At 74.0% G+C, this 21,955-nt stretch carries 12 protein-coding genes and 1 riboswitch; of the genes, 4 read left to right on the top strand and 8 right to left on the bottom strand.

The window, feature by feature from the left end; translation table 11 throughout:
* Positions 1-94 precede the first annotated feature (94 nt).
* Positions 95-2,293, bottom strand: coding sequence for an asparagine synthase-related protein (locus GCU69_RS29355; RefSeq protein ID WP_156207703.1), 2,199 nt, complete (start codon positions 2,291-2,293; stop codon positions 95-97).
* A 773-nt stretch (positions 2,294-3,066) separates the two neighbouring features.
* Between GCU69_RS29355 and GCU69_RS29350 the strand changes: the two genes are divergently transcribed.
* From GCU69_RS29350 to trmB, 3 genes are all read left to right on the top strand, one after another.
* Positions 3,067-4,497: an MFS transporter gene (locus GCU69_RS29350; protein WP_098753038.1), complete on the top strand. Its 1,431-nt coding sequence runs from the start codon at positions 3,067-3,069 to the stop codon at positions 4,495-4,497.
* A gap of 709 nt (positions 4,498-5,206) precedes the next feature.
* A complete protein-coding gene (gene lhgO, locus GCU69_RS29345; RefSeq protein WP_156207702.1) occupies positions 5,207-6,424 on the top strand; it encodes an L-2-hydroxyglutarate oxidase in 1,218 nt (405 codons plus the stop codon).
* A gap of 566 nt (positions 6,425-6,990) precedes the next feature.
* Complete coding sequence (trmB, locus tag GCU69_RS29340; RefSeq protein ID WP_235978778.1) at positions 6,991-7,746, top strand: tRNA (guanosine(46)-N7)-methyltransferase TrmB; 756 nt, start codon at positions 6,991-6,993, stop codon at positions 7,744-7,746.
* Between the two features lie 12 nt (positions 7,747-7,758).
* Here trmB and GCU69_RS29335 read toward each other — a convergent pair whose 3' ends face one another.
* The 3 genes from GCU69_RS29335 to GCU69_RS29325 form a co-directional block, all read right to left on the bottom strand.
* Entirely contained in the window at positions 7,759-9,318 is a 1,560-nt protein-coding gene (locus tag GCU69_RS29335; protein WP_098753034.1) for an MFS transporter, read from the bottom strand.
* Between the two features lie 460 nt (positions 9,319-9,778).
* Positions 9,779-10,813 carry a M23 family metallopeptidase gene (locus tag GCU69_RS29330; RefSeq protein WP_176604674.1) on the bottom strand — a complete coding sequence of 345 codons (1,035 nt, stop codon included), beginning with the start codon at positions 10,811-10,813 and terminating at the stop codon, positions 9,779-9,781.
* A gap of 11 nt (positions 10,814-10,824) precedes the next feature.
* Positions 10,825-10,999, bottom strand: a riboswitch (cyclic di-AMP (ydaO/yuaA leader).
* 215 nt (positions 11,000-11,214) lie between these two features.
* Positions 11,215-12,375, bottom strand: a complete 1,161-nt coding sequence (locus tag GCU69_RS29325) for a PP2C family protein-serine/threonine phosphatase (RefSeq protein WP_235978777.1) — start codon at positions 12,373-12,375, stop codon at positions 11,215-11,217.
* A gap of 296 nt (positions 12,376-12,671) precedes the next feature.
* Here GCU69_RS29325 and GCU69_RS29320 point away from each other — a divergent pair, with 296 nt between their 5' ends.
* A complete protein-coding gene (locus tag GCU69_RS29320; RefSeq protein WP_098755215.1) occupies positions 12,672-14,045 on the top strand; it encodes a hypothetical protein in 1,374 nt (457 codons plus the stop codon).
* A 405-nt stretch (positions 14,046-14,450) separates the two neighbouring features.
* Here the strand turns inward: GCU69_RS29320 and GCU69_RS29315 are convergent, their stop codons facing one another.
* The 4 genes from GCU69_RS29315 to GCU69_RS29300 all read right to left on the bottom strand — a co-directional run.
* Positions 14,451-15,203 (bottom strand): MerR family transcriptional regulator, encoded by a 753-nt coding sequence (locus GCU69_RS29315; protein ID WP_156207701.1) that lies wholly within the window; start codon positions 15,201-15,203, stop codon positions 14,451-14,453.
* Positions 15,204-15,310: 107 nt separating this feature from the next.
* Positions 15,311-18,691 (bottom strand): DUF2961 domain-containing protein, encoded by a 3,381-nt coding sequence (locus GCU69_RS29310; RefSeq protein ID WP_156207700.1) that lies wholly within the window; start codon positions 18,689-18,691, stop codon positions 15,311-15,313.
* Positions 18,692-18,898: 207 nt separating this feature from the next.
* Positions 18,899-21,013: a DUF4185 domain-containing protein gene (locus GCU69_RS29305; protein WP_156207699.1), complete on the bottom strand. Its 2,115-nt coding sequence runs from the start codon at positions 21,011-21,013 to the stop codon at positions 18,899-18,901.
* 41 nt (positions 21,014-21,054) lie between these two features.
* The coding region (locus tag GCU69_RS29300) for an FG-GAP repeat domain-containing protein (protein ID WP_170315967.1) at positions 21,055-21,955 on the bottom strand (901 nt) is incomplete at its 5' end.

The raw sequence follows: 21,955 nt of genomic DNA, 5'->3' as shown, positions 1-21,955 counted from the left end.
GACCCCCGCCGCCGACCGCAATCGGGCTGCGGCTCACACGACCACCCGCCGCCTACGGCCATCACTTGCCGCCGCCGGCGGCGGCGGGATTCGCTCAGAGCGCCGGGCGCTCCGTCACCGGGACGCCGGCGGAGACGGCCCGCTGCCGTGGTGCCTCGGAACCGGTCCAGCAGCTGCCGCGGCGGGCGATCAGGCGGCGCAGCCACAGCTCCGTGGAGACGAGTTCGGCGAGTCCGTCGAGCGGCACCGGCTCGCCCTGCACCGCCGCGCGCAGCGCCTTGCGCACCACGCGCGCCTCGATGAGACCGGCGTCCGCGAGCAGCGGTGCGTCGAAGAGCTCCATCAGACCGCCGACGGCGGCGCGCATCCCGGCGCGGACGGCCGCGGCCTGGGAGGCCTGGGACGGCGCGCCCCAGCCCGCGGGCAGGTCGCGGATGCCGGTGCTCGCCAGGACGGAGCGCAGCACGGAGGCACGGGCTCCGGGCTGGACGCGTACGGCTTCGGGCAGGGCGCGGCAGGCGCGTACGACCTGGTTGTCGAAGAACGGGGCGTGCAGGCGCTGGTGGCGTACCTCGGCGGCCTGTTCGAAGACGCGGTGGTCGGTCGCGTGCCGGGCGAGGGCGGCGTTGGCGCGGCGTTCACCGGGACGTTCGACGGTGCCGGGGCGGGCGGCGGCGCCCTGCAGCCGGAACGCGACCTCGGCGAGCGCCTCTCCGGTGAGCCAGCGCGCGGCGGGGCCGGGCCGGCACCAGGCGAGGGCCGCGAGGGAGGCGTCGACGGCGCTGTTGCCGTGCGGCCAGTTGCCGTCGGTGTCGGGCGCGTCGGTGCCCGGGCCGGCGAAGCGCCGTTCCAGCAGGCGCGCGGCGGCGTCGCGTACGCCTTCCCGGTACGGCGTGCGGGCGAGCTTGCGCGCCGCCCGGTAGACCGTGAACGGCACGAACAGGGAGTTGGCCGCGGGTCCGTCGGCGCGGGCGAGCGCGGCCATGGGGCGCAGCATGCGGCGGCGCTGCCGGTCGAGCAGGAGGTCCGCGAGGCGGGCCGGGTGGGCGTCGAGGACCTGCCGCGCCCCGTGGCCGATGAGGTGGTCGGCGCTGCCCGCGGTGAGCCGGTACCGGTGCCGGGCGGCGGTGACGAGGGACGGGCCGGGTTCGTCGGTGAGGAAGACCGTGTCGAGTCCGGCGTAGGGCAGGGCTTCCTCGCCCGCGGCGACGACGACGTGGTGCAGCCGGGGGTTCTCGGCGATGCTGCGGGCGCGTTCGAGTTCGGCGTCCCCCGCCGCGGCTCCGCCACCGGCCGCGGCGGCCCGGCCGGTGGCCAGGTCGTTGAAGGTGACGGCGAGGAGCCGCTCGCCGGCGCCGGTGCCCTGGCCGAGGATCGTGCCGGGGTTGCCGGGGAGTCCGGCTGCGAGGAGAGCGAGGGTGGCGGAGGCGCTGCCGCCGGAGAGGTCGGCGCCGACACCGGGAGCGGGCGCGCCGCGGGCCGCGCGCCGTTCGGCGGGGCCCATGCCGGGCACGGGGCCGGGGTCCGGGGGCGCGGCCTCGGGGGCGTGCCGGGGGGCCGCGAGCCGGACCCGGACGGCTTCGACGAGGGCGTCCCGTATGGCGTCGACGGCGGAGGCGGCGTCGAGCTGGGGGGCGGCCACGGCGAGGGAGGCGGTGGGTTCGTAGCCGGTGATCTCACGGGCGCCCTCGCGCAGGATCAGCGCGTGGCCCGGCGGTATCCGCCTGACACCGAGGTAGGGGGTGCCGTCACCCAGCGCTTCGGGCGAGTCGGGGCAGGCGAGGAGCGCGGCGAGATGGCTGACGTCGAGCTGGGCCTCGACGAGGTCGGCGAGGGGCAGGGCGGCGGTGGCGTAGGCGGTGCCGCCGTCCCAGGGGGTGTGGAAGACGGGGCGGGCGCCGGCGAGATCGCCGATGACGGTGATGCGGCGGCCGGCCTGGACGACGGCGGTGTAGCTGCCGGGCCAGGAGGTGAGGTGCCGCAGGGCGCCGCCGCGGGCGGCGACGAGCCCGGCGCGGAGTTCGTCGTCGGAGGCGCCGCAGCAGCCGAGGACGGCGATGCGCGTGACGGGGCGCTCCCTGTCCTTGTGGAAGGGGAGGGCGGGCGACTCGGTCTGCACCACGCGGATCTCGTCGGGCCGCCAGTCGCCGACGGCCCAGAGCGGATCCGGTCCGCCCCACAGGAGTTGGGAGCCGACGGGGTGTACGGGGCCCTCGCCGCTGCCGTTCGCGGCGCTGCGCGCCGTCCGGGAAATGCCTGCGGCGGCACTGCTCCACCCCACCAGCCACCGCATCGCCGCCTCCACAGCCTGTGGACAACCAAGAACCAGCAGTCATCATGCACAGTAGTCCGGCGGGCGCGGCATCGGCCCGGCGACGCTCCGGTGACAACACCGCGACCCGCGCAGCCAATCAGCAACGCAGCCACTCACCCACGCAGCCACGCAGCCAACACGGCCTGCCCGGCCGACTTGGCCGACTGCGACTACTGGGCCTGCCCAGCCTGCACAGCCGACACAGCCGACACGGCCGACACAGCCAACTGATCACGTATCGCGGAGGTGTTCGCCGTACCCGGGAGATGTGCGTTCCGCCGCGCTCCATGCTGCCATGACAACGGCGCACGGGGGCGGCTACGGGGCGCGCGTTCGCAAACGGTGTGCGCCCCTCGGGTATAGACGATATTCGGCCAAAGTGCCGCCGGGGAAAGGGCGTCGGGCCGCCGCCGCGGAGATCGCGGCCCGGGAGGCGGTGCGGGCCTCCCGGACCGTTCCGCCACCCGCGGGGAATGAGGTGACGGTGTCCCCCGGCCCACCGGGTCCTGTGCAGCGGGCCGACCCACGCGCTTTCATCGAAACCCTCCGGCCATGGCCGGGACAGCGCGCACGAGCAGGCGCACGGCCGCATACTCCGGGAGCACAGGCCCGGGCGTCACGCTCGGGCACCGGCCACAATCTCGCCAACCGGTACTTCGACCCTTAACGGTCGGGATGTGGCGAACTACGCTGGGTTTACGAATGCCCCGTGCCTATGCCGGGGCGGCCGTCGTTGTGTCGAGGGGTGGCTCATGTCCAGGGAGCAACGCGGGCCGAACGAGAAGCTCGGCACCGTTCTCGCCCTCGCGGGCATCAGCAACGCCGGCCTGGCCCGCCGGGTCAACGACCTCGGCGCCCAGCGCGGACTGACCCTTCGCTACGACAAGACCTCCGTCGCCCGCTGGGTGTCCAAGGGCATGGTTCCGCAGGGTGCGGCGCCGCACCTGATCGCAGCCGCCATCGGCAGCAAGCTCGGCCGCCCCGTACCGCTGCACGAAATAGGCCTGGCCGACGCCGATCCGGCGCCGGAGGTCGGACTGGCCTTCCCGCGCGCCGTGAGCGAGGCCGTGCGCTCCGCCACCGACCTCTACCGGCTGGACCTGGCGGGCCGCCGGGGCGGCGGGGGCATCTGGCAGAGCTTGGCCGGATCCTTCGCAGTGAGCGCTTACGCCACGCCTGCGTCCCGCTGGCTGATCTCACCCGCCGACAGCAGCGCCGGGCGGGACCCCGGCGAGGCGGAGTCGGCCGGCGGCGACGGCCCGCCGCAGCGCGTCGGCCACAGCGACGTCACCAAGCTGCGCGAGGCCGCCGAGGACGCCCGCCGCTGGGACTCCAAGTACGGGGGCGGGGACTGGCGTTCGTCGATGGTGCCGGAGTGCCTGCGGGTCGACGCCGCGCCGCTGCTCCTCGGCAGCTACAGCGACGACGTCGGCCGCTCCCTGTTCGGCGCGACGGCCGAACTCACCCGTCTCGCCGGGTGGATGGCCTTCGACACCGGCCAGCAGGAGGCCGCGCAGCGCTACTACATCCAGGCCTTACGTCTCGCGCGGGCCGCGGCGGACGTCCCGCTCGGCGGATACGTCCTGGCCTCGATGAGCCTCCAGGCGACCTACCGGGGCTTCGCCGACGAGGGAGTCGACCTCGCCCAGGCCGCCGTCGAGCGCAACCGGGGACTGGCCACCGCCCGCACCATGAGCTTCTTCCGGCTGGTCGAGGCGCGGGCACACGCCAAGGCCGGCGACTCGCACGCGGCGGGCGCAGCCCTGCGCGCCGCCGAGGGCTGGCTGGAGCGCTCCCGCGCGGGCGACCACGACCCGTCCTGGCTCGGCTTCTACTCCGAGGGCCGGTTCGCCGCCGACGCCGCCGAGTGCTATCGCGACCTCAAGGCGCCGCGGCAGGTCCGCCGCTTCACCGAGCAGGCACTGTCGCAGCCCACGGAGGAGTTCGTGCGCTCGCACGGTCTGCGGCTGGTCGTCTCGGCCGTCGCCGAGCTGGAGTCGGGCAACCTCGACGCGGCCTGTGCGCAGGGCACCCGGGCGGTGGAGGTCGCGGGCCGGATCTCCTCGGCGCGCACCACGGAGTACGTACGGGATCTGCTGCACCGGCTGGAGCCGTACGGCGACGAGCCGCGGGTCGCGGAACTGCGCGAACGTGCCCGGCCGCTGCTGGCGGCGCCTGCCTGAGCGGGGCGGCGGCGCCGGGTCGCCGGAGGGGCCGCGGCCCGCGGCGACCCGGCGGCGGCGACCGGGTGGAGAGGTTCGGGCGGAGAGGGCCGGGGGAGGCGGTACGGAGACGGCGGCACGGTGGCACGGCCGGGCGGACGCGGTGGCGGGCCCGGAGGCACGGCCGGACGCGGGCCCCCGCGGCCTGCGGGCACCGGCCGGACGGGAGCACCGGTCGGCCCGGCCCGAGGGCACCACCGGCCGGAGGCGGGAGACCGCGGCGGAAGCGGCCGTACGCAGCCGGGGCGGAAGCTGCCGGGGCGGCAGCAACCTGTGCGGAAGGGGCCGGTGCGGAAGGGGCCGGTGCGGAAGAAGTCGGTGCGGAAGAAGTCGTACGGAGACTGCCGGCCGAAGCGGCGGGGCGGAGGCCGCCGGTGGGAACGGCCGGGACCGGCTCCCGGGGGAAACGGGCGGAGACCGGCGGCCGGACCGGAGCGGCGGCAGCGGACCGGACAGGGGACGGCCGACCGGTGAGAGGGGCAGGGCGGCGCTGGGGGCCGGACAGCGCTGGGAGGCGCTGGGCAGCACTGGGGGCGCTGGGCAGCGCTGGGAGGCGTCCGGCCGAGGTCGGGGCGGGGAGCCGGGCGGACGGGGCGCCACGGGGCGCTGTCAGTGCCCCGGTGCATCATCGTGGGTGGTGGAAGGACGGGGCCGGAGCGGGGAGGTGCGGGTGTCCCACGACTGCGACGTGCTGGTGATCGGCGGCGGAATCGTCGGCCTGTCGACGGCCCATGCCCTCACGCGCGCCGCGCCCGGCACCCGGGTCACGGTGCTGGAGAAAGAGCCCGGCCCCGCGCTGCACCAGACGGGGCGCAACAGCGGCGTGATCCACAGCGGCATCTACTACCGCCCCGGCTCGCTCAAGGCCCGGTTCGCGCTGCGCGGGGCGGCCGAGACGGTGAAGTTCTGCGCGGAGCAGGACCTGCCCTGCGAGGTGACCGGCAAGCTGATCGTCGCCACCGACCGGTCCGAGCTGCCCCGCCTGCACGCCCTGGTCCAGCGCGGCCGCGAGCACGGCATTCCCGTGCAGGAGCTGGGCCCCGCCCAGATCGAGGCGTACGAACCGGCGGTGCGCGGCCTGGCCGCGATCCACGTCGGCACGACCGGCGTCTGCGACTACACGGCGATCACGGCCCGGCTGGCCCGGCTCGCGGAGGACGCCGGGGCCGTCGTGCGCTACGGCGCGGAGGCCCGGGTGATCGGCCGTCGGCCGTCGGCCGTCGCGGTGCGCACGGCGGACGGCGCGGTGCTGCGGGCGCGCGCCCTGGTGAACTGCGCCGGGCTGCACGCCGACCGGGTCGCGCGGCTGGCGGGTGACGATCCGGGCATGCGGATCATCCCGTTCCGCGGGGAGTACTTCACGCTGCGCCCGGAGCGGTCGGAGCTGGTGCGCGGCCTGGTCTACCCGGTGCCGGACCCGGCCTTCCCGTTCCTCGGCGTCCATCTGACCCGGGGCATCGACGGCGGGGTCCACATCGGGCCGAACGCCGTCCCCGCGCTCGCCCGTGAGGGGTACGACTGGCGGACCGTGCGCCCCGCCGAGCTGGCCGGGACCCTAGGTTTCCCGGGCTCCTGGCGACTGGCCCGCCGCCACTGGCGGTACGGCGCGGGTGAGCTGCGCCGTTCGCTGGACAAGGGCGCCTTCACTCAGGAGGTCCGCAGGCTGCTGCCGGAGGTGACGGAGGCGGACCTGATACCGGCCCCGGCGGGTGTCCGCGCCCAGGCGGTGCTGCCGGACGGGACGCTGGTCGACGACTTCCTGTTCGCGGAGGCCCCGCGGACGGTGCACGTGCTGAACGCCCCGTCGCCGGCGGCGACCGCGGCGCTCCCGATCGGACGCGAGATCGCCCGCCGGGCGCTGACGGCCCTGGGGACGCTGCGAGTCTGACGCCCACGGGTCCGATGCCGGTCGGTCCGATGCCGGTCGGTCCGACGCCGGTGGGGCCGAGGCCCGCGGGTCCGATACCGGTGGCTCTGAGACCAGTGGGCCCGATGCCCGCGGGTCCGATACCGGCGGGTCCGATACCGGCGGAACCGAGGCAGGTGGCTCCGAGACCGGCAGGCCCGAGGCCGGTGGATCCGAGGCCGGTCGGTCCGATACCTGCGGGCCCGAGGCAGACGGATCCGAGACCCGCGAGCCCGAGACCGGCGGAACCGAGATCGGTAGATCCGAGACCCGCGAGCCCGACGCCCCGGCCCCGGCGCCCGCAAATCCGACGCCGCGGCCCCGGCGCATCGCGAACCGCCCGGCCCAGCCCGGCCCAGCCCAACCCGACCTGCCTGGCCCAACCCGACCTGCCTGGCCATCCCAGCCCGGCCCGTCCCGACCCGCCTGGCCGCCCCACCCCGGCCGGCCCGGGCTCCCGGCCAGCCCCGGGGCTCCCGGCCCCGGGCTCGTGGCCTGCGGGGGCGCCGTAGAATCGGGGCATTGTGTCTGAGCAGAACGACTCCCCCGTGCCCGAGCCGCACGGCGCGACCCGTGCCGACCGGAGGCTGCAGTTCCCGGAAGGGCCCGCGGTCGACCCCGCCGGCTCTCATCACGAGCGCCGCATCCGGAGCTTCCGGCCGCGCCGTGGCCGGGTGACCTCGGGGCAGGGTGACGCGCTGCGCCGGCTGTGGCCGAAGTGGGGGCTGGACATCGACGGGCGGTCGGTGCTCGACCTCGACGAGATGTTCGGCGGACGGCCCGTCGTGCTGGAGATCGGCTTCGGCATGGGCGAGGCGACCGCGCAGATGGCGGCGGCCGACCCGGACACCGGCATCCTCGCGGTGGATGTGCACACCCCCGGCCAGGGCAATCTGCTGGCGCTGGCGGAACGGGAGGGCCTGGACAACGTCCGGGTCGCCAACGGCGACGCGATCATCCTGCTGCGCGAGATGATCGCCCCGGGCGGGCTGGACGGGCTGCGGATCTTCTTCCCGGACCCGTGGCACAAGAAGCGGCACCACAAGCGGCGGCTCGTACAGCCGGAATTCGTCGAGCTGGCCGCCTCCCGGCTGCGGCCCGGGGCGCTGGTGCACTGCGCGACGGACTGGGAGCCGTACGCGGAGCAGATGCTCGAGGTGCTGACGGCGAGCCCCGACCTGGAGAACACCCGGCCGGACGGCGGCTACACCCCGCGGCCGGACTTCCGCCCGCTGACCAAGTTCGAGACGGCCGGGCTCGGCAAGGGCCACACCGTGCACGACCTGGTCTTCCGCCGCCGCTGAGCCCGTCGGTCACTATGTCCCGGGCCCCTGGCCCGTGCCGCCGCCGAAGCGGCCGTCCCCGCCGCGCCCGCCCTCCCCGCTCTCCCGGCCGTCCCGTCGTCCCGGCATCCGCTGGGACAGCGGCGCGGCGATGTCCTCCAGCGAGCGCCGCTCCGCGGGTACGGCGAGCGCCACGGCGACCAGTCCCGCGAGCGTCATCAGCGACGCGCCGATGCAGAAGGCCAGCGCGGTGTCGCCGACGACCCCGGACTCGGTGAGCCTCGCGAAGATCAGCGGGCCGCTGATGCCGCCCGCGGCCGTGCCGATGGCGTAGAAGAAGGCGATCGCCATGGCGCGGGTCTCCATCGGGAAGACCTCGCTCACGGTCAGATACGCGGAACTGGCTCCGGCGGAGGCGAAGAACAGGACGACGCACCAGCAGGCGGTGAGGGTGCGGGCGGTGAGGTGGCCGCCGTCGAAGAGCCAGGCGGTGACGAAGAGCAGCACACCGGAGAGGATGTAGGTGCTGGAGATCATGATCCGGCGGCCCACGGTGTCGAAGAGCTTGCCGAGGAGCAGCGGCCCGAAGAAGTTGCCGAGGGCGATCACGGCGAAGAAGTAGCCGGTGGATCCGGTCCCGACGTCGAAGAAGGTGGTCAGGATCGCGCCGAAGCCGAAGGTGATGGCGTTGTAGAGGAACGCCTGGCCGATGAAGAGCGAGAGGCCGAGGACGGCCCGTCTGCGGTAGTGGGAGAAGACGGTGCGGGCGATCAGCCCGAAGCCGATGCTCTTGCGCTGGTGGATGGTGATCTCACCGGCGGGCGGCGGCAGCTCGCCGCCCTTCTCGGCGACGATCCGCTCCTCGGCCGTGCGGACCAGCTTCTCCGCCTCGTCGCCGCGGCCGTGGATGAACAGCCAGCGCGGGCTCTCCGGGACATGGCGGCGGACGAGGAGGATCACCAGCCCGAAGACGACACCGAAGGCGAAGGTCAGCCGCCAGCCGAGGTCGATGGCGAAGAGGTCGGTGTCCAGCATGACGATGGCGAGCAGCGAGCCGCCGACGGCGCCGAGCCAGAAGCTGCCGTTGATGATGAGGTCCACGCGGCCGCGGTACTTCGACGGGATCAGCTCGTCGATCGCGGAGTTGATGGCCGCGTACTCGCCGCCGATGCCGAAGCCGGTGAAGAAGCGGCAGAGGAAGAACCACCAGGTGGAGAAGGACAGCGCGGTCAGCGCGGTGGCCGCCAGATAGACCGCCAGGGTGATGATGAAGAGCTTCTTCCGGCCGTAGCGGTCGGTGAGCCAGCCGAAGAAGAGGGCGCCCGAGCAGGCCCCGGCGACGTACAGGGCGGCGGCGATGCCCGTGACCTGGCCGGAGGTGATCGGGAGCCCGCTGCCCTCCTCGGAGAGCCGGCCGGCGATGTTGCCGACGAGCGTGACCTCGAGGCCGTCGAGGATCCAGACCGTGCCCAGCCCGATGACGATCGTCCAGTGCCAGCGGGACCACGGAAGCCGGTCCAGCCTGGCCGGTACGGCGGTGGTGACGGTGCCCGTCTCCGCCGGGGACTCCAACGGGTCCTCGCCGCTCGCCATCCCTGCCTCCGTCCGGCCCGGGGACCCGCGCCCCGTGCGCATCCGTAGCAGCAGGTTCCCGTAGCGGAGGGCTTCACGCATCCGAAGGGGCGTCACCGGCCGCCTCCTGCGGGGCGCCCGCCCCCGCGCGTTCGGGAACTGAGGGCACTCCGCCCCGTACGCCCGGCCCGGCCCGCGCACGCCCCGGCGGCACAGGCACCGGCGGCCCCTCACACCGGACGGCACACGCACAGCGGCACACGCACAGCGGCACACGCACAGCGGCACACGCACAGCACCGGCCGCTCCCGCCCCTGAGGGCGCGTACGGCCGGTGCGTGCGGCCGGTGCGTGCGGCCGGTGCGTGCGGCCGGTGCGTGCGGCCGGTGCGTGCGGAGAGGTGAGAGGCCGCGGGCCGGCCGGTGGTTCACACCGTCCGGGCCGCGCGGCGCCGGTGGTTCACACCGGCTCGGCGGGCGGGTTCAGAGGCTCTTGCCGTGCTGGCCGAACCAGGCCGTCGGGTCGACCGGGTCGCTGCCGCCGGGCCGGACCTCCAGGTGGAGGTGGGCGCCGGTGACGTTGCCGGTGGCGCCGACGCGGCCGATGGTGTCGCCGGTGGTGACCTCGCCGGAGGTGACGGTCATGGACGAGAGGTGGCAATACCAGATCTCGGTGCCGTCGTCGAGGGTGAGGATGATGCGGTAGCCGTACGAGCCGGCCCAGCCGGCCTCGGTGACGGTGCCGCCGTGCACGGCCTTGACGGGGGTGCCGCTGGGCGCGGCGAAGTCCAGTCCGGTGTGGGTGCTGGACCACATGGAGCCGGACTCGCCGAAGACGGAGGTGAGGGTGTAGGAGGAGAGCGGAACGGCGTAGCTGGCGGCCAGCTTGGCGCGGCGCTCCTCCTCGGCCTTGCGCCTGGCTTCCTCCTCCGCCTTGCGCTCGGCCTCCGCCTCGGCCGCCTTCTTGTCGGCCGCGGCCTGGCGCTTCTTCTCGGCAGCGGCTTCGGCGGCCTTCTCGCGGGCCGCTTCCTCCGCCGTGCGGCGGTCGTGCAGCTCGGCGGCGGTCTGCTGCTGCTCGGCCTGGCGCATGATGCGCGCCCGCAGGGCCTCTCCCGCGTCGGCGCCCTGAGCCGCCTCGTCGGTGGTGAGCCCGGCCTGGGTGAGCGGCGCGCTGTTCGCGGCGAGGGTCTCCTCGGCGGAGCCGTCCGGGACCAGGGAGTCGAGGCCGGGGACCTTGTCCGTGACGGAGGAGAGGTCCGGCAGCGAGATCGGGGCCGGCGGGCGGTCCTTGGCGGTCGCCATGCCGCCCGCGCCGACCGCGGCGATGACGCCGACACCGAGGACCGCGCCACTGCGCGCCATGCCGCCGCCGCGCTGTTTGACGACGCGGTGCCGTCCCCGTACGGGTGCGGTGGATCCGGCGGTGGGATTCCAGTCGCCCTGGGGCTCCTCGTCGAACCGGGGGCCGGAGTCGGTGGTCGCGAACCAGGACTCGGGGGCAGGGCTGTTGGACGCCACGGAGGCGCACTCCTTTCCTTCCTTCTCGCCTACCGGGTTAGCTGACGGGTTCGGAGCAGGAAGGTCTCCTACGGTTCCCTCCTCGCGGAGGGGACCGATTCACCCCAAGGTGGTGGTTCCCCGGTTCCCTTGGTGCTGCGTACTGCTGGGTGGTGCTGGTGCTGCGGGATTCGGCGATGACACGCGGCGCCGCCACTTGCGGCGACTGGGACGACCGCGCTGCGTTATCGAACGTTAATAGAGGGCAGTCCCGTATTCCAAGCCGTTCCTGATGATCGTTTGACCTCTTGACGGGAATCAACCAGGACAAGATCCGGCACAACGGGGCGAGTTGCCCGCAGTTGAGAAAACCTTTCGACGCCGATCGTGTACCAGTCGTTATGCGGACGGAATCCTTCCCATTACTCAGGGTGAGATTCCCCGGGCGACGGTCCGGCCGGCGTGCTCTCCCGGCTCGCCGCGAGCAGCGCCATGTCGTCGGCCGTCCGGCCCCCGGTGTGCCGCGCGACGTCCCGCACCAGCATGTCGAGCAGCACCGCCGGGTTGTGGCCCCGTAGACCCGGCAGCCGCGCCTCCGGGTCGTAGAAGACGCCGTTCTCGTCCCTGGCCTCGGTGACGCCGTCGGTGTACATCAGCAGCGTGGTCCCGCCCGGGAACGGCACCGTCTCGACCCGGTCCGGCCAGCCGGTCAGCCCGGACATGCCGAGCGGCAGGGCCGGCGAATCCGGGTACACGCTCCGCACGGTGCCGTCCGCGGAGAGCAGGAACGGCGGCGGATGGCCCCGGTTCAGCAGCCGCAGGTCACCGGGCGGCCCCGGGGGGATCTCGGCGAGCAGCGCCGTGGCGAAGCCCTCCGACCGGTCCTCCCCGCCCCGGACCGCCCCCGCCCGCCGCAGCGCCGCGTCGAGCCGGGCCGCGACCGTCTCCAGCTCGGGCTCGTACTCGGCGGCCTCGCGGAACGCCCCCAGGACGACGACCACGGTCTCCACCGCGCCCAGGCCCTTGCCCCGCACGTCGCCCAGAACGAGCCGCACGCCGTACGGGGTCTGCTGGACGGCGTAGAAGTCGCCGCCGATCTGCGCGTCCGCCCGCGCGGCCTCGTAACGGGCGGCGACGCGCAGCCCGTCGACGCGTTCCGGCGGGACCGGCAGCAGCGCCCGCTGGGCGGCCCCGGCGACGTCCCGCACGGAGGCGAGGGCGGTCACGCCGCGGCGCACCAGCAGATTGATGAGCAGGGCCAGCACGGCGACGCTGCCGACGGTGAGCAGGTCCATCTGGTCGGCGAACTCGTCCGGTCCGCCCTTGGCGATCTTGACACCCAGCAGCAGGAGCAGGCCGGACGCGCCGACGAGGACCGTGGCGCGGACGGTGTAGATCCCGACGCCGACCAGCGGCGCCGCCGTGAAGAACGGGGCGGCGCTCACGTTCGCCGGAGTCAGCAGGCCGAAGAGCGCACCGACCGCCAGAAACAGCAGCGGCAGTGAGTGAACGAACCGGCCGGCGCCGCGGAGCGGACCGGCACGGGAGCCACTGCTGCCGTACAGCCGCTCTCGCTGCCCCACCTGTGCTCTCCCGCTTCCGCTTCCGGGCGCGTCCGGCCGCGGACGACACCGCACTTCTTTCCAGCGTGCGGGAGGTCGGGCCCGGCGGCCACTCGGGGCCGGTCCGGCGCCGCCCGGCCGGGCCCGGGGTGGCGGCTTCCGGGACACACCGCCCGCCGGGCCGCACGGAGTCCTGCCCCGGGCCCGCACGGGACCGATTCCCGGGCCCGCACGGCGGCCTTCCCCGCCGGTTGCACCGGAACGTTCCGATCAGCGGCGAAGGTCTTTCTTGCTCCTTTTGATGTAACTTCGAAGATATGAGGAGCACATCGCACCACGCCGTGCTCGGACCGGTGCTGGCCCTCCTCGCCGCCCTGTTGCTGGCGGCCGGGGTGACCGCCCCTGCCGCGTGGGCGGCCGACGGTGTCGGCGACGTGGCCTCCGGACTGCGCGACGGCCCCGTGTACGTCGATCCGCGCGCCCAGGGACAGCTCTCCGACGGCGAGGCGAGAGCGCTCGCCGACCGGATCGAGGACGCCGACAAGCCCGTGTTCGTCGCGGTGCTGCCGCGCGCCGAGGAGTTCCCGCCGGAGACCGTGCTGCGGGATCTGCGCACCCAGGTGGGGGTCGCCGGGGTGTACGCCGTCGTGCTCGGTGACGGATTCGACGCGGCCGCCGACGCGTCGGTGATGTCGAACAACGCCGTCGACAACCTCACCGGCGCCGTCGAACGCGAACACGGTGCCGACACCGCGGCCCTGCTGAACGACTTCACCGACGACGCGGCCCGGCAGGCGAACGGCACCGCACCCGCCTCCTGGGACGGCGGCGGGCCCGGCGGCGGAACCGGCGGCCTGGTCCCGCTGGTCACCCTGGGCGCCCTGGTCCTCGCGGCCGGCGCCGCGGTCCTGACCTCCGGCCGCCGCACCCGCAGGCGCCGCGCCGAACGGGAGCGCCAGGAACTGGAGACGCTGCGTCCGGTCGTGGACGAGGACATCACGGCGTACGGCGAGAAGCTGGACCGGCTGGACTTCCGGCCCCGGGATCCCGAGGCCGACGACGCGATGCGGCGGGACTACGAGCACGCCCTCGACGCGTACGAGAAGGCGAAGAGCGCGATGGCCGCCGCGCGCCGCCCCGGTGACGTGCGGAAGGTGACCGAGGCCCTGGAGGACGGGCGGTTCTCGATCGCCGTCCTGGAGGCACGGCAGCAGGGCGGCCCGCTGCCCGACCGGCGGCCGCCCTGCTTCTTCGACCCGCGCCACGGCCCGTCCACGCAGGACGCGCAGTGGGCGCCCGCGGGCGGCGCCGAGCGGACCGTCCCCGTCTGCGCGGCGGACGCCGCACGGCTGGACGACGGCGAGGAGCCGATGGGCCGCTCCGTGGACACCCCGAGCGGCCGCCGGCCGTACTGGGAGGCCGGTCCGCTCTACGGGCCCTGGGCCGGCGGTTACTTCGGCGCCGGGCTGCTCCCCGGCATGCTGACCGGCACGGTGCTCGGCAGCATGATGTTCGCCCCGCACGCCTACGGCTGGGGCGGCGGCTACGGGGGTGAGGGCGGCGGTCCCGAGGGCGGCGACTACACCGGCTCGGACTTCGACGCCGGGGACTTCGGGGGCGGCTTCGGCGGAGGCGATTTCGGGGGCGGCGGCGGTTTCGGCGGCGGGGACTTCGGCGGCGGCGGGTTCTGACCGGGCTGCCGGCCGCGCGCCTGCTGCCCGTGCCCCTTGCCTGCTGCCTGTCTCGCCCCGTGCCCCGTGCCCCTTGCCCGCTGCCTGTTTCGCCCCGTGCCCCTTGCCCGCTGCCCGCGCCCGCTGCCTGTCTCACCCCGTGCCTGTGCTGCCCGCGCCCTGTACCTGCTGCCCGCACCCCATGCCCGCGGCCCGCGGCCCCGCGCCCGTGCTGCCCGCGCTGACGAGTCCCCGCTGCCGCTGACGAGTCCCCGCTGCCCGTGCCGCGGTTTCACGAGCGTCCGGCGCCACCCGCACGAGCGTCCGGCGCCACCCGCGCCCGGGGCGCGTCACGCGCGTCTCCCGTGCCCGCACCCGTGCCTCCCCGGGGACGGCCGCGCCCGCGGGCCGGGCCGTCCCCGGGGCTCAGTCGCTCAGGTGCCGCTCGGCGTAGACCTTCATCGCGTCCCGGATGAACTCCGCCGTGCCCGCGCCCTTCCGGTCGTAGTGGGCCGTGAAGCGCGGGTCCGCGACGTACATCTCCCCCAGCCCGGTGAAGTGGCCCTTGGACGGGCCGCCCGGGGTGGTGATCGACAGCCACGCGTGGTGCCTGCGGGTGATGTCCTGCGCCTCGTCGCCGTCCGGGGCGCTGCCGGCCCGGTGGGCCCGGGCGTAGTCGGTGGCGATGTCCTCCTGCTCCTGCTGGAACTCCTTCTTCTGCTCCTCGGTGAGCGAGCGCCACCAGCGGTCGCCGTCCTCGTAGGCCGCACGGCCCCAGCGGCGGGTCACCTCCTCCTCGTACCGCGTGTGGTCGAATCCGTCGAACATTTCCTCGGCCATGAGCGCGCCGCCCTCCTCCGTCTTGCGCAAGGTCGTCCGGACCGACTCGATCTGCCGCCCGATCCGTTCCCGTTCCTGCTCCAGCAGGGCGAGATGGGTACGGAGTGCGGCGGCCGTGTCGCGCTGGCCGGCCAGCACCTCGGCGATGGCGGGCAGCCCGAGGCCCAGCTCGCGCAGCAGCAGGATCCGCTGGAGGCGCAGCAGGGCGGCCTCGTCGTAGTAGCGGTATCCGTTGCCGCCGACGCGGCTGGGCTCGAGCAGCCCGATGTCGTCGTAGTGCCGCAGGGTCCGGCTGGTGGTGCCCGCGCGGCGGGCGATGTCCTGGATCGACCACTCCACGGCGGCCACCTCCTCCGGCTGGTCCGGTACTGCTCGCGCCGGGCGGTTTCTCCGCCCGTGACGACGACGCTAGAAGTTGACGTTACGGAAGAGTCAACCTCTCCGGGTCAGGCCGGGTCGATCAGCTCGACCCGGCTCGGCCGGGGCCACTCGCGGTCCACGGCGAAGTGGTCGTGCCAGGTCTCCGCCGCCCCGAAGCGTTCCCCGGCCGAGCGGGCCGCGTACACGGTCCCGTCCGTGCCCCGGGAGTACGCGAGCAGGTCCGCGCGTCCGTCGCCGTCGACGTCGCCGACGCCCGGCACCCGGGTGCCCGCGGCGAAGTCCTCGTGCCACTTCCGGCCGCTCCCGGAGAAGTGCCGGCCGTCGGACAGCGACACGTACACGTCGGCCGCCGCACCCCGGGTGAAGGCGGCGATGTCGTCCCGGCCGTCGCCGTCGAAGTCGCCGACCGCGGGGATCTCGTCGCCGGGCGCGAAGTGGTCGTGCCAACGCCAGCCGTCCTGCCGGAAGACGCTGCCACTGGACAGCGACACGTACACCTCGGCCTTCTCCCCCCGGGTGAAGGCGGCGATGTCGTCCCGGCCGTCGCCGTCGAAGTCGCCGACCGCCGGGACCTCCCCGTCGAGCGCGAACCGGTCGTGCCACTTGCGGGCGTCGCGGAAGCCGCTGCCGTCGGACAGCGCCACGTAGACGTCGCTCTCCGCGCCGCGGGTGAAGGCGGCGATGTCGTCGCGGCCGTCGCCGTTGAAGTCACCGACGGCGGGGATCTCGTCGCCGGGCGCGAAGTGGTCGTGCCAGCGGACGCCGGTGCCGGTGAACTCCGTGCCGTCGGACAGCGCGACGAAGACCTCGGCGGCCGTACCGCGGGTGAAGGTCACCGCGTCGGTGCGGCCGTCGCCGTCGAAGTCGCCGGTGAACGGGATCTCCGAGCCGCCGGCGAACCGGTCGTGCCAGCGCAGGCCGTCCTGGACGAACCGTTCGCCGTCGGACAGCGACACGTACGTGTCGGCCCGCTCGCCCCGGGTGAAGGTGACCGCGTCGTCCCGGCCGTCCCCGTCGGCGTCGCTGCGGACCGGGACGGCACTGCGACCGGAGACCTCCGCGCCGGGCTCGCCCGCGCGGCCCGCCGTGTCGACGGCGACGACCCGGTAGTGCCAGTCCTCCCCGGCGGTCAGCGGGCCGTGGGTGAAGCCGGGCGTGCGGACGGTGCCGAGCAGGGTGTCCTCGCCGATGGGAACGGACTGCGAGCGGGCGCCGTGGATCCGGTACTCGCGGACGCCGCTGTCGTCGTGCGGCTCCTGCCAGCTGAGGTGCAGCGCGTGCTCCTCGCCGCCGACCAGCGCGAGTCCCGGTACGGCCGCCGGGCCGCCGCTGTCGGTGTGCGCCCCGGGCAGCAGGCTGTCGGCGGCGTACCGGGCAGCCGTCCACTCCGGGGCGCCGGGCAGCGGGGTCAGCTCGATCCGTACGGAGTCCTTGCCGGCGGTGGTGCCCGCGGGCAGGGCGTGGCTGTCGGTGAGCCAGCGCTGCGTGGTGTTGCCCAGCGGCTGCCGCCAGGTGCCGGCGTCGGCTCCGTCGACGGTGACCCGCACGGCCTGGCCGCTCTGCCGCTGGTCGGCGGTGCGGCGCAACAGCACCCCGGTGTTGTCCGGGTCGACGGGCAGCTCGAAGGCGATCGGGCCGGAGGCCGAGCGGACGGTGCCGCGCACCAGCTGCTGGTCGCGGTCGCCCTCGTAGTGCGAGGTGAGGGTGGTCTCGGTCGCGTCGCCGTCCGTGTAGTCGTGTGCGGCGCGGCTGCCGGGGTCGCCGGTGTGCAGGGTGGCGGTGCGGTGGGTGCCGGGCTCGGGCTTCGTGTAGAGGTAGGCGGTGGAGCCGTAGCGGGCGGGGGCGTCGTTCTGGAAGCCGTGTTCGATGCCGAAGCCGAGGGCGGTGGAGTAGTCGACGGCGTCGGTGAGCATCAGCCGGTAGGTGGCGTCGCACTCGTCGGCGCAGCCGCCGCTCTCCAGTTCGTGGGCGGTGTTGCCGTTCAGCGGGTTGCTGAAGGTTCCCTGGTTGAAGTACCAGCCGGCCTCGTAGAAGTCCTCGGCGCCGGTGCCGTGGAGCTGCGGGGTGTCGGCGCCGTCGACGTGGACCCGCTCGTCGCCCTCCAGGTACTGCCGCCGGTTGCCCGCGCCGGTGTGCCCCTCCATGGTGTGGCTGACTCCGGCGAACTTGCCGCGGCCGGTGCGGTCGGCGAACATCCAGTCGTCGTCGGGCACGGTCTCCCCGGAGTGCGACTCGGCGGTGAAGTGGCCCGCGTTGCCGCCGGGGGCGAGGGCGGTGTCCCACTGGTCGTCGGGGGCGGCGGTGGTCTCGGCCTCGATGCCGGGGACGGTGCCGCCGGTGGTGTTGACGAGGCTGACGACGGCCTTCTCCCGGTACGGCATGGGCCACCAGGTGGTGTACCAGCCGCCGGCCGCCGTGTCCATGGCGAACAGCAGCGACCGTACGGGGTGTTCGCCGAGCCCCGAGCCGAAGAACTCGCCGACCGGGGCCTCGGCGGTCTGCCGCCCGTCGAAGGAGAGCCGCAGCCGCAGCCCGGCGAGCACGGCGTCCGTGTCGTGGCTGTCGGGGATGCGCAGCCGGAGCGCGGACAGGGCGCCCGGTCCGGTGGTCCGGGCTAGTTCGGCGCTTTCGCCCGGCGCGAGGTCGACGGTCTCACGGGTGGTCTCGGCTCCGGCGCGCGCGGGCTTGGGGTCGCGGGTGCCGGAGGCCTTCAGCTGCTCGAGGACATCGGTGGCGCGGTCCGCGGGGTCGAACGTCCGCACCCCTTCGGCGTCGGGGAAGTGCCGGTGGGTGACGTGGTAGAAGAACGGGTTGTTCTCGACGTGGATCCGCATCGACTCGCGGTACGGCATCGGCACCTTGATGTAGACGCCGCCGGAACTCTGCTCGGCGTTGGCCACCAGCGGGTAACTGAACGGGGCGCCCATGGCGCCGTTGACCAGGTCCTGCAGCGGCATGTCGACGACGGTGCGGCCGTCGAGTTCGATGCGGATGTCACCGGTGGCCCGCACGTCGCCCCCGTCCCGGGTGAACCAGATCGAGGCGATCTCGCCGGGGCCGGTGTCCTCGGCGATCAGGCAGCCCGCGGAGTCGGTGCGCAGACAGGAGTAGCGGCCGGAGAAGCCGTCGTCGACGTTGCCGCCTGCCCGGTCGAAGCTGGAGAACTGCCGGGTGCTCGTGCCGGGGCTGAGATACGGGAGCCGGTCGAGGCGGCGGAAGGTGTCCCAGCCGACGGGGCCGTTGCCGGGGTCGGCCGCGGTGGGCCCGGCCGGGTCCCCGCCGTCCGGGGCGCCGCCGTCCGGGGCCGGGGCCGCCGGGGCGGGCGCCGCCGGCGGGGATGCCGCGGCGGCCGTGGGTGCCGTACCGCCGAGGGCGGTGGCCGGGCCCAGCAGGAGGGCGGCGACGAGCGCGGTGGTGACCGCCCGCGCGAGCCGTGGTGGACGCATCGTGTTCCTTTCGGGGGGGGTGCCGAGGGGTCCGCGAGCCCGCGGGGGCGGGCGGGGGGAAGCGGAAGGGCCCGGCCGCGGGCGGGCCCCTACGGGGGGAAGGGGGCCGCCCGCGACCGGACCGGTCGGGGGTGTTCCGGGAAGGGCCGGCCGGTCCGGAGACCGGTCCGGTCGGAGGGCCGGTCCGGTCAATGGGAGCCGGCCGGGTCAGAGGCTGGTCTCGCCCGCCAGGCCGAAGAAGTCGTGCCAGACCCGGCTGCCGGTGAAGGCCGTACCGCCGTCCGACAGCGCCACGTAGACGTCGTTCGACGAGTCGTGCGTGAACGTCACGATGTCGTCGTCGCCGTCGCCGTCGTAGTCGCCGACGTACGGGAACTCGCCGTCCAGCGAGAAGCGTTCGTGCCACTTCCCGGCCGCGCCGAAGTTCTCGCCGTCGGAGCGCGCGACGTACACCGCGTCCGTCCCGCCCTGCACGAAGGTGACGATGTCGTCGTCGCCGTCGCCGTCGACGTCACCGACGCGCGGGGACTCGGCGCCGTAGGCGAAGAAGTCGTGCGCCTTGTACGGGGTGCCGAAGCCGTCGCCGTCGGACAGGGCGACATACACGTCGGCCTCCTCGCCCCGGGTGAAGGCGATCAGGTCGTCCCGCCCGTCGCCGTCGACGTCACCGACCGCCGGGAAGCGGCCCCAGCCGGCGAAGTCGTCGTGCCACTTCTCGCCGGGGCCGAAGTTCTCGCCGGTGGACAGGGAGACGTACACGTCGGCCGCGTCGTCGTGGGTGAAGGTCACGATGTCGTCGGTGCCGTCGCCGTCGAAGTCCCCGACGGCGGGGGTCTCCCGGCCGGGCGCGAAGTGGTCGTGCCACTTCGCGCCGGTGCCGAAGCCCGTGCCGCTCGATTCCCCCACATACACGTCGGCGGCCTCGCCGTGCGTGAAGGTGACGGCGTCGTCCTTGCCGTCGCCGGTGAAGTCCCCGGTCAGCGGCGTCTCCCCGGCGGGTGCGAAGTGGTCGTGCCACTTCCCGCCGGTGTTGAACGAGTCGCCGCGGGAGGTCGCTGCGTACGCCTCGGCCGCGTCGTTCTGGGTGAAGGTCACGATGTCGTCGGTGCCGTCCCCGTCGAAGTCGGCGGGCGAGCCGCCGAACTGCCCGCCGCCGGTGAGGCGCACCCGCATCAGATAGACGTTGTACGGGTCCCACTGCGACATCGTGAAATAGAGGTACGGGCTGTTGGAGTCCGCCGACCAGGGGTGGACGAACGCCCCGTACAGCTTGGGGAAGTCGGCGCCGGAGGCCACGGTCTGCTTGGCGCTCCACGGACCGGTCGGGCTCGGCGAGGTCCGCATGACGACGGCACCCTGCGGCTCGTCGAGATACATCATCACGAACTGCCCGAGGTAACGGCTGTACTGCACGGACACCTCGCTGACGGGCGCCTGGGCGACCGGAGCGGCGGCGTTCTGGTCGGTGACCCAGGCGCTGCCGTCCCAGTAGCGGTACGCACCGGGCTCCAGCAGCTCGCCCGCAGGCACCCGGGCCAGGTGCACGTCGCCGAACCGGCCGTTGGGCGTGCCGTACATGTAGACGTGGCCGCCCTGCCGGACGAAGGCCGCCATCTGGAACTTGTTGTCCCAGGCGCCGGTGTTCTGCCAGCGGGCGTCGGCGTCGCGGACCCAGTTCTCGCCGTTGTCGTCGGACCAGGCGATGCCGGCGTAGTTGGTGAACCACTCGCCGGGCCTTCCCCAGCGGTTGACCGACATGTAGTGCATGTACTGGCGCTTGCCGACGGAGATGCCCGCGGTGGGGATGGTCGTGACCTCGTCGCCGTCCTGCCGCTTGCAGGACAGCAGCTGCTTGGCGTGGTTGTTCCGGTCGCTCGGCATGCTGGTGAGGGTCATGCCGTCGGCCAGCTCGCGGTCGTTGCTGCGGCCGAGGACGTTGCACCGCCAGTCGAGGGTGGCCGGGTCGCCGACGGCCGCGCCGGGACCCGTCCAGCCGTTGCCGTAGGTGTCGCCGAACGCGGTCAGGATCTCGCCGGACCCGTTGTCCCACATGATCCCGAGGTCGGTGGCCTTGACCTGCCAGCGGCTGTCGGTGGCGCTGGTGGAGCCGGGACCGGTGACCTTGGCGACCCGCTCGGCGCGCGACAGCACACCGGCGGTACGGGCGTCCGCGGCGGCAGCCGTCGCGGCAGCGCGGTAGCCGGACGCTTCCGTTCCGGCGGCACCCGCCGGGCCCGCCGCGGTCAGCAGGGAGCCGGTGAGCAGACCGGCGAGGCACAGCGAGACGGCTGCCGGAATCCTTCTGCCGGATCTCTTGCGCATGGTTTTCTCCTTTCGGTGCTCGGATTCGGGAGCGCCGGGCGTCAGAAGGACGTTTCGCCGGGAAGGCCGAAGAAGTCGTGCCAGACCGCGGCACCGGTGAACTGCCCGGCACCGTCGGACAAGGCCACATACACATCACTGCGGTCGTCGCGGGTGAAACTCACGATGTCGTCCATGCCGTCACCGTCGTAATCACCCAGATACGGGAATTCACCGGCCGGGGAGAACCACTCGTGCCACAGCTCCCCCGCACCGAACTCCCCGCCGGCGGACCGGGCCACATACACATCACCCCGGTCGCCCTGGGTGAACGTCACGATGTCGTCCCGCCCGTCACCGTCCACGTCCCCGACCCGCGGCTGCTCACCGCCGACCGCGAAATGCCCGTGCCACACCCGCGACGCCCCGAACCCGTCGCCGTTCGACAGGGCCACATACACATCCGCCTCGGCACCCTGCGTGAACGTGATCAGATCATCCATCCCGTCACCGTCCACATCACCCAGCGCCGGAAACTCCCCCGCAGGGCCGAAGAAGTCGTGCCAGACCTCCGCGGCACCGAAACGGCCGTCACCGGTGTTCAGCGCCACCCACACATCCGCCTCGTCGTCATGCGTGAACGACACGATGTCGTCGAAACCGTCACCGTTCACATCACCCACGGCCGGCACCTCACCGCGCAACGAGAAGAACTCGTGCCAGACCTCCGCCGCCCCGAACCGCTCACCGTCCGACAACGCCACCCACACCTTCGGCGACGCCTCACGGGTGAACGTCACGATGTCGTCCACACCGTCACCGTTGAAATCACCGCTCAACGGCGTCTCACCACCCGGCGCGAAACGCTCCTGCCACACCCGCGAATCCCCGAACCCGCCCTCGCCCGCGGACGCCACATACACATCGGCCTCCGCGTTCTGAGTGAACGTCACGATGTCGTCC

The sequence above is a fragment of the Streptomyces lycii genome (assembly GCF_009735685.1).
Classification (GTDB): Bacteria; Actinomycetota; Actinomycetes; order Streptomycetales; family Streptomycetaceae; genus Streptomyces; species Streptomyces lycii.
Note: the sequence above shows the minus strand (reverse complement) of the source record. Positions and strands in the feature narration are given on the sequence as shown.

What these genes read in the sequence shown, in the direction of transcription:
- GCU69_RS29320 (WP_098755215.1), top strand. Translation starts at nt 12,672, where the DNA reads ATGAGGAGCACATCGCACCACGCCGTGCTCGGACCGGTGCTGGCCCTC.
- GCU69_RS29350 (WP_098753038.1), top strand. Translation starts at nt 3,067, where the DNA reads ATGTCCAGGGAGCAACGCGGGCCGAACGAGAAGCTCGGCACCGTTCTC.
- GCU69_RS29310 (WP_156207700.1), bottom strand. Translation starts at nt 18,691, where the DNA reads ATGCGTCCACCACGGCTCGCGCGGGCGGTCACCACCGCGCTCGTCGCC.
- GCU69_RS29335 (WP_098753034.1), bottom strand. Translation starts at nt 9,318, where the DNA reads ATGGCGAGCGGCGAGGACCCGTTGGAGTCCCCGGCGGAGACGGGCACC.
- GCU69_RS29305 (WP_156207699.1), bottom strand. Translation starts at nt 21,013, where the DNA reads ATGCGCAAGAGATCCGGCAGAAGGATTCCGGCAGCCGTCTCGCTGTGC.
- GCU69_RS29355 (WP_156207703.1), bottom strand. Translation starts at nt 2,293, where the DNA reads ATGCGGTGGCTGGTGGGGTGGAGCAGTGCCGCCGCAGGCATTTCCCGG.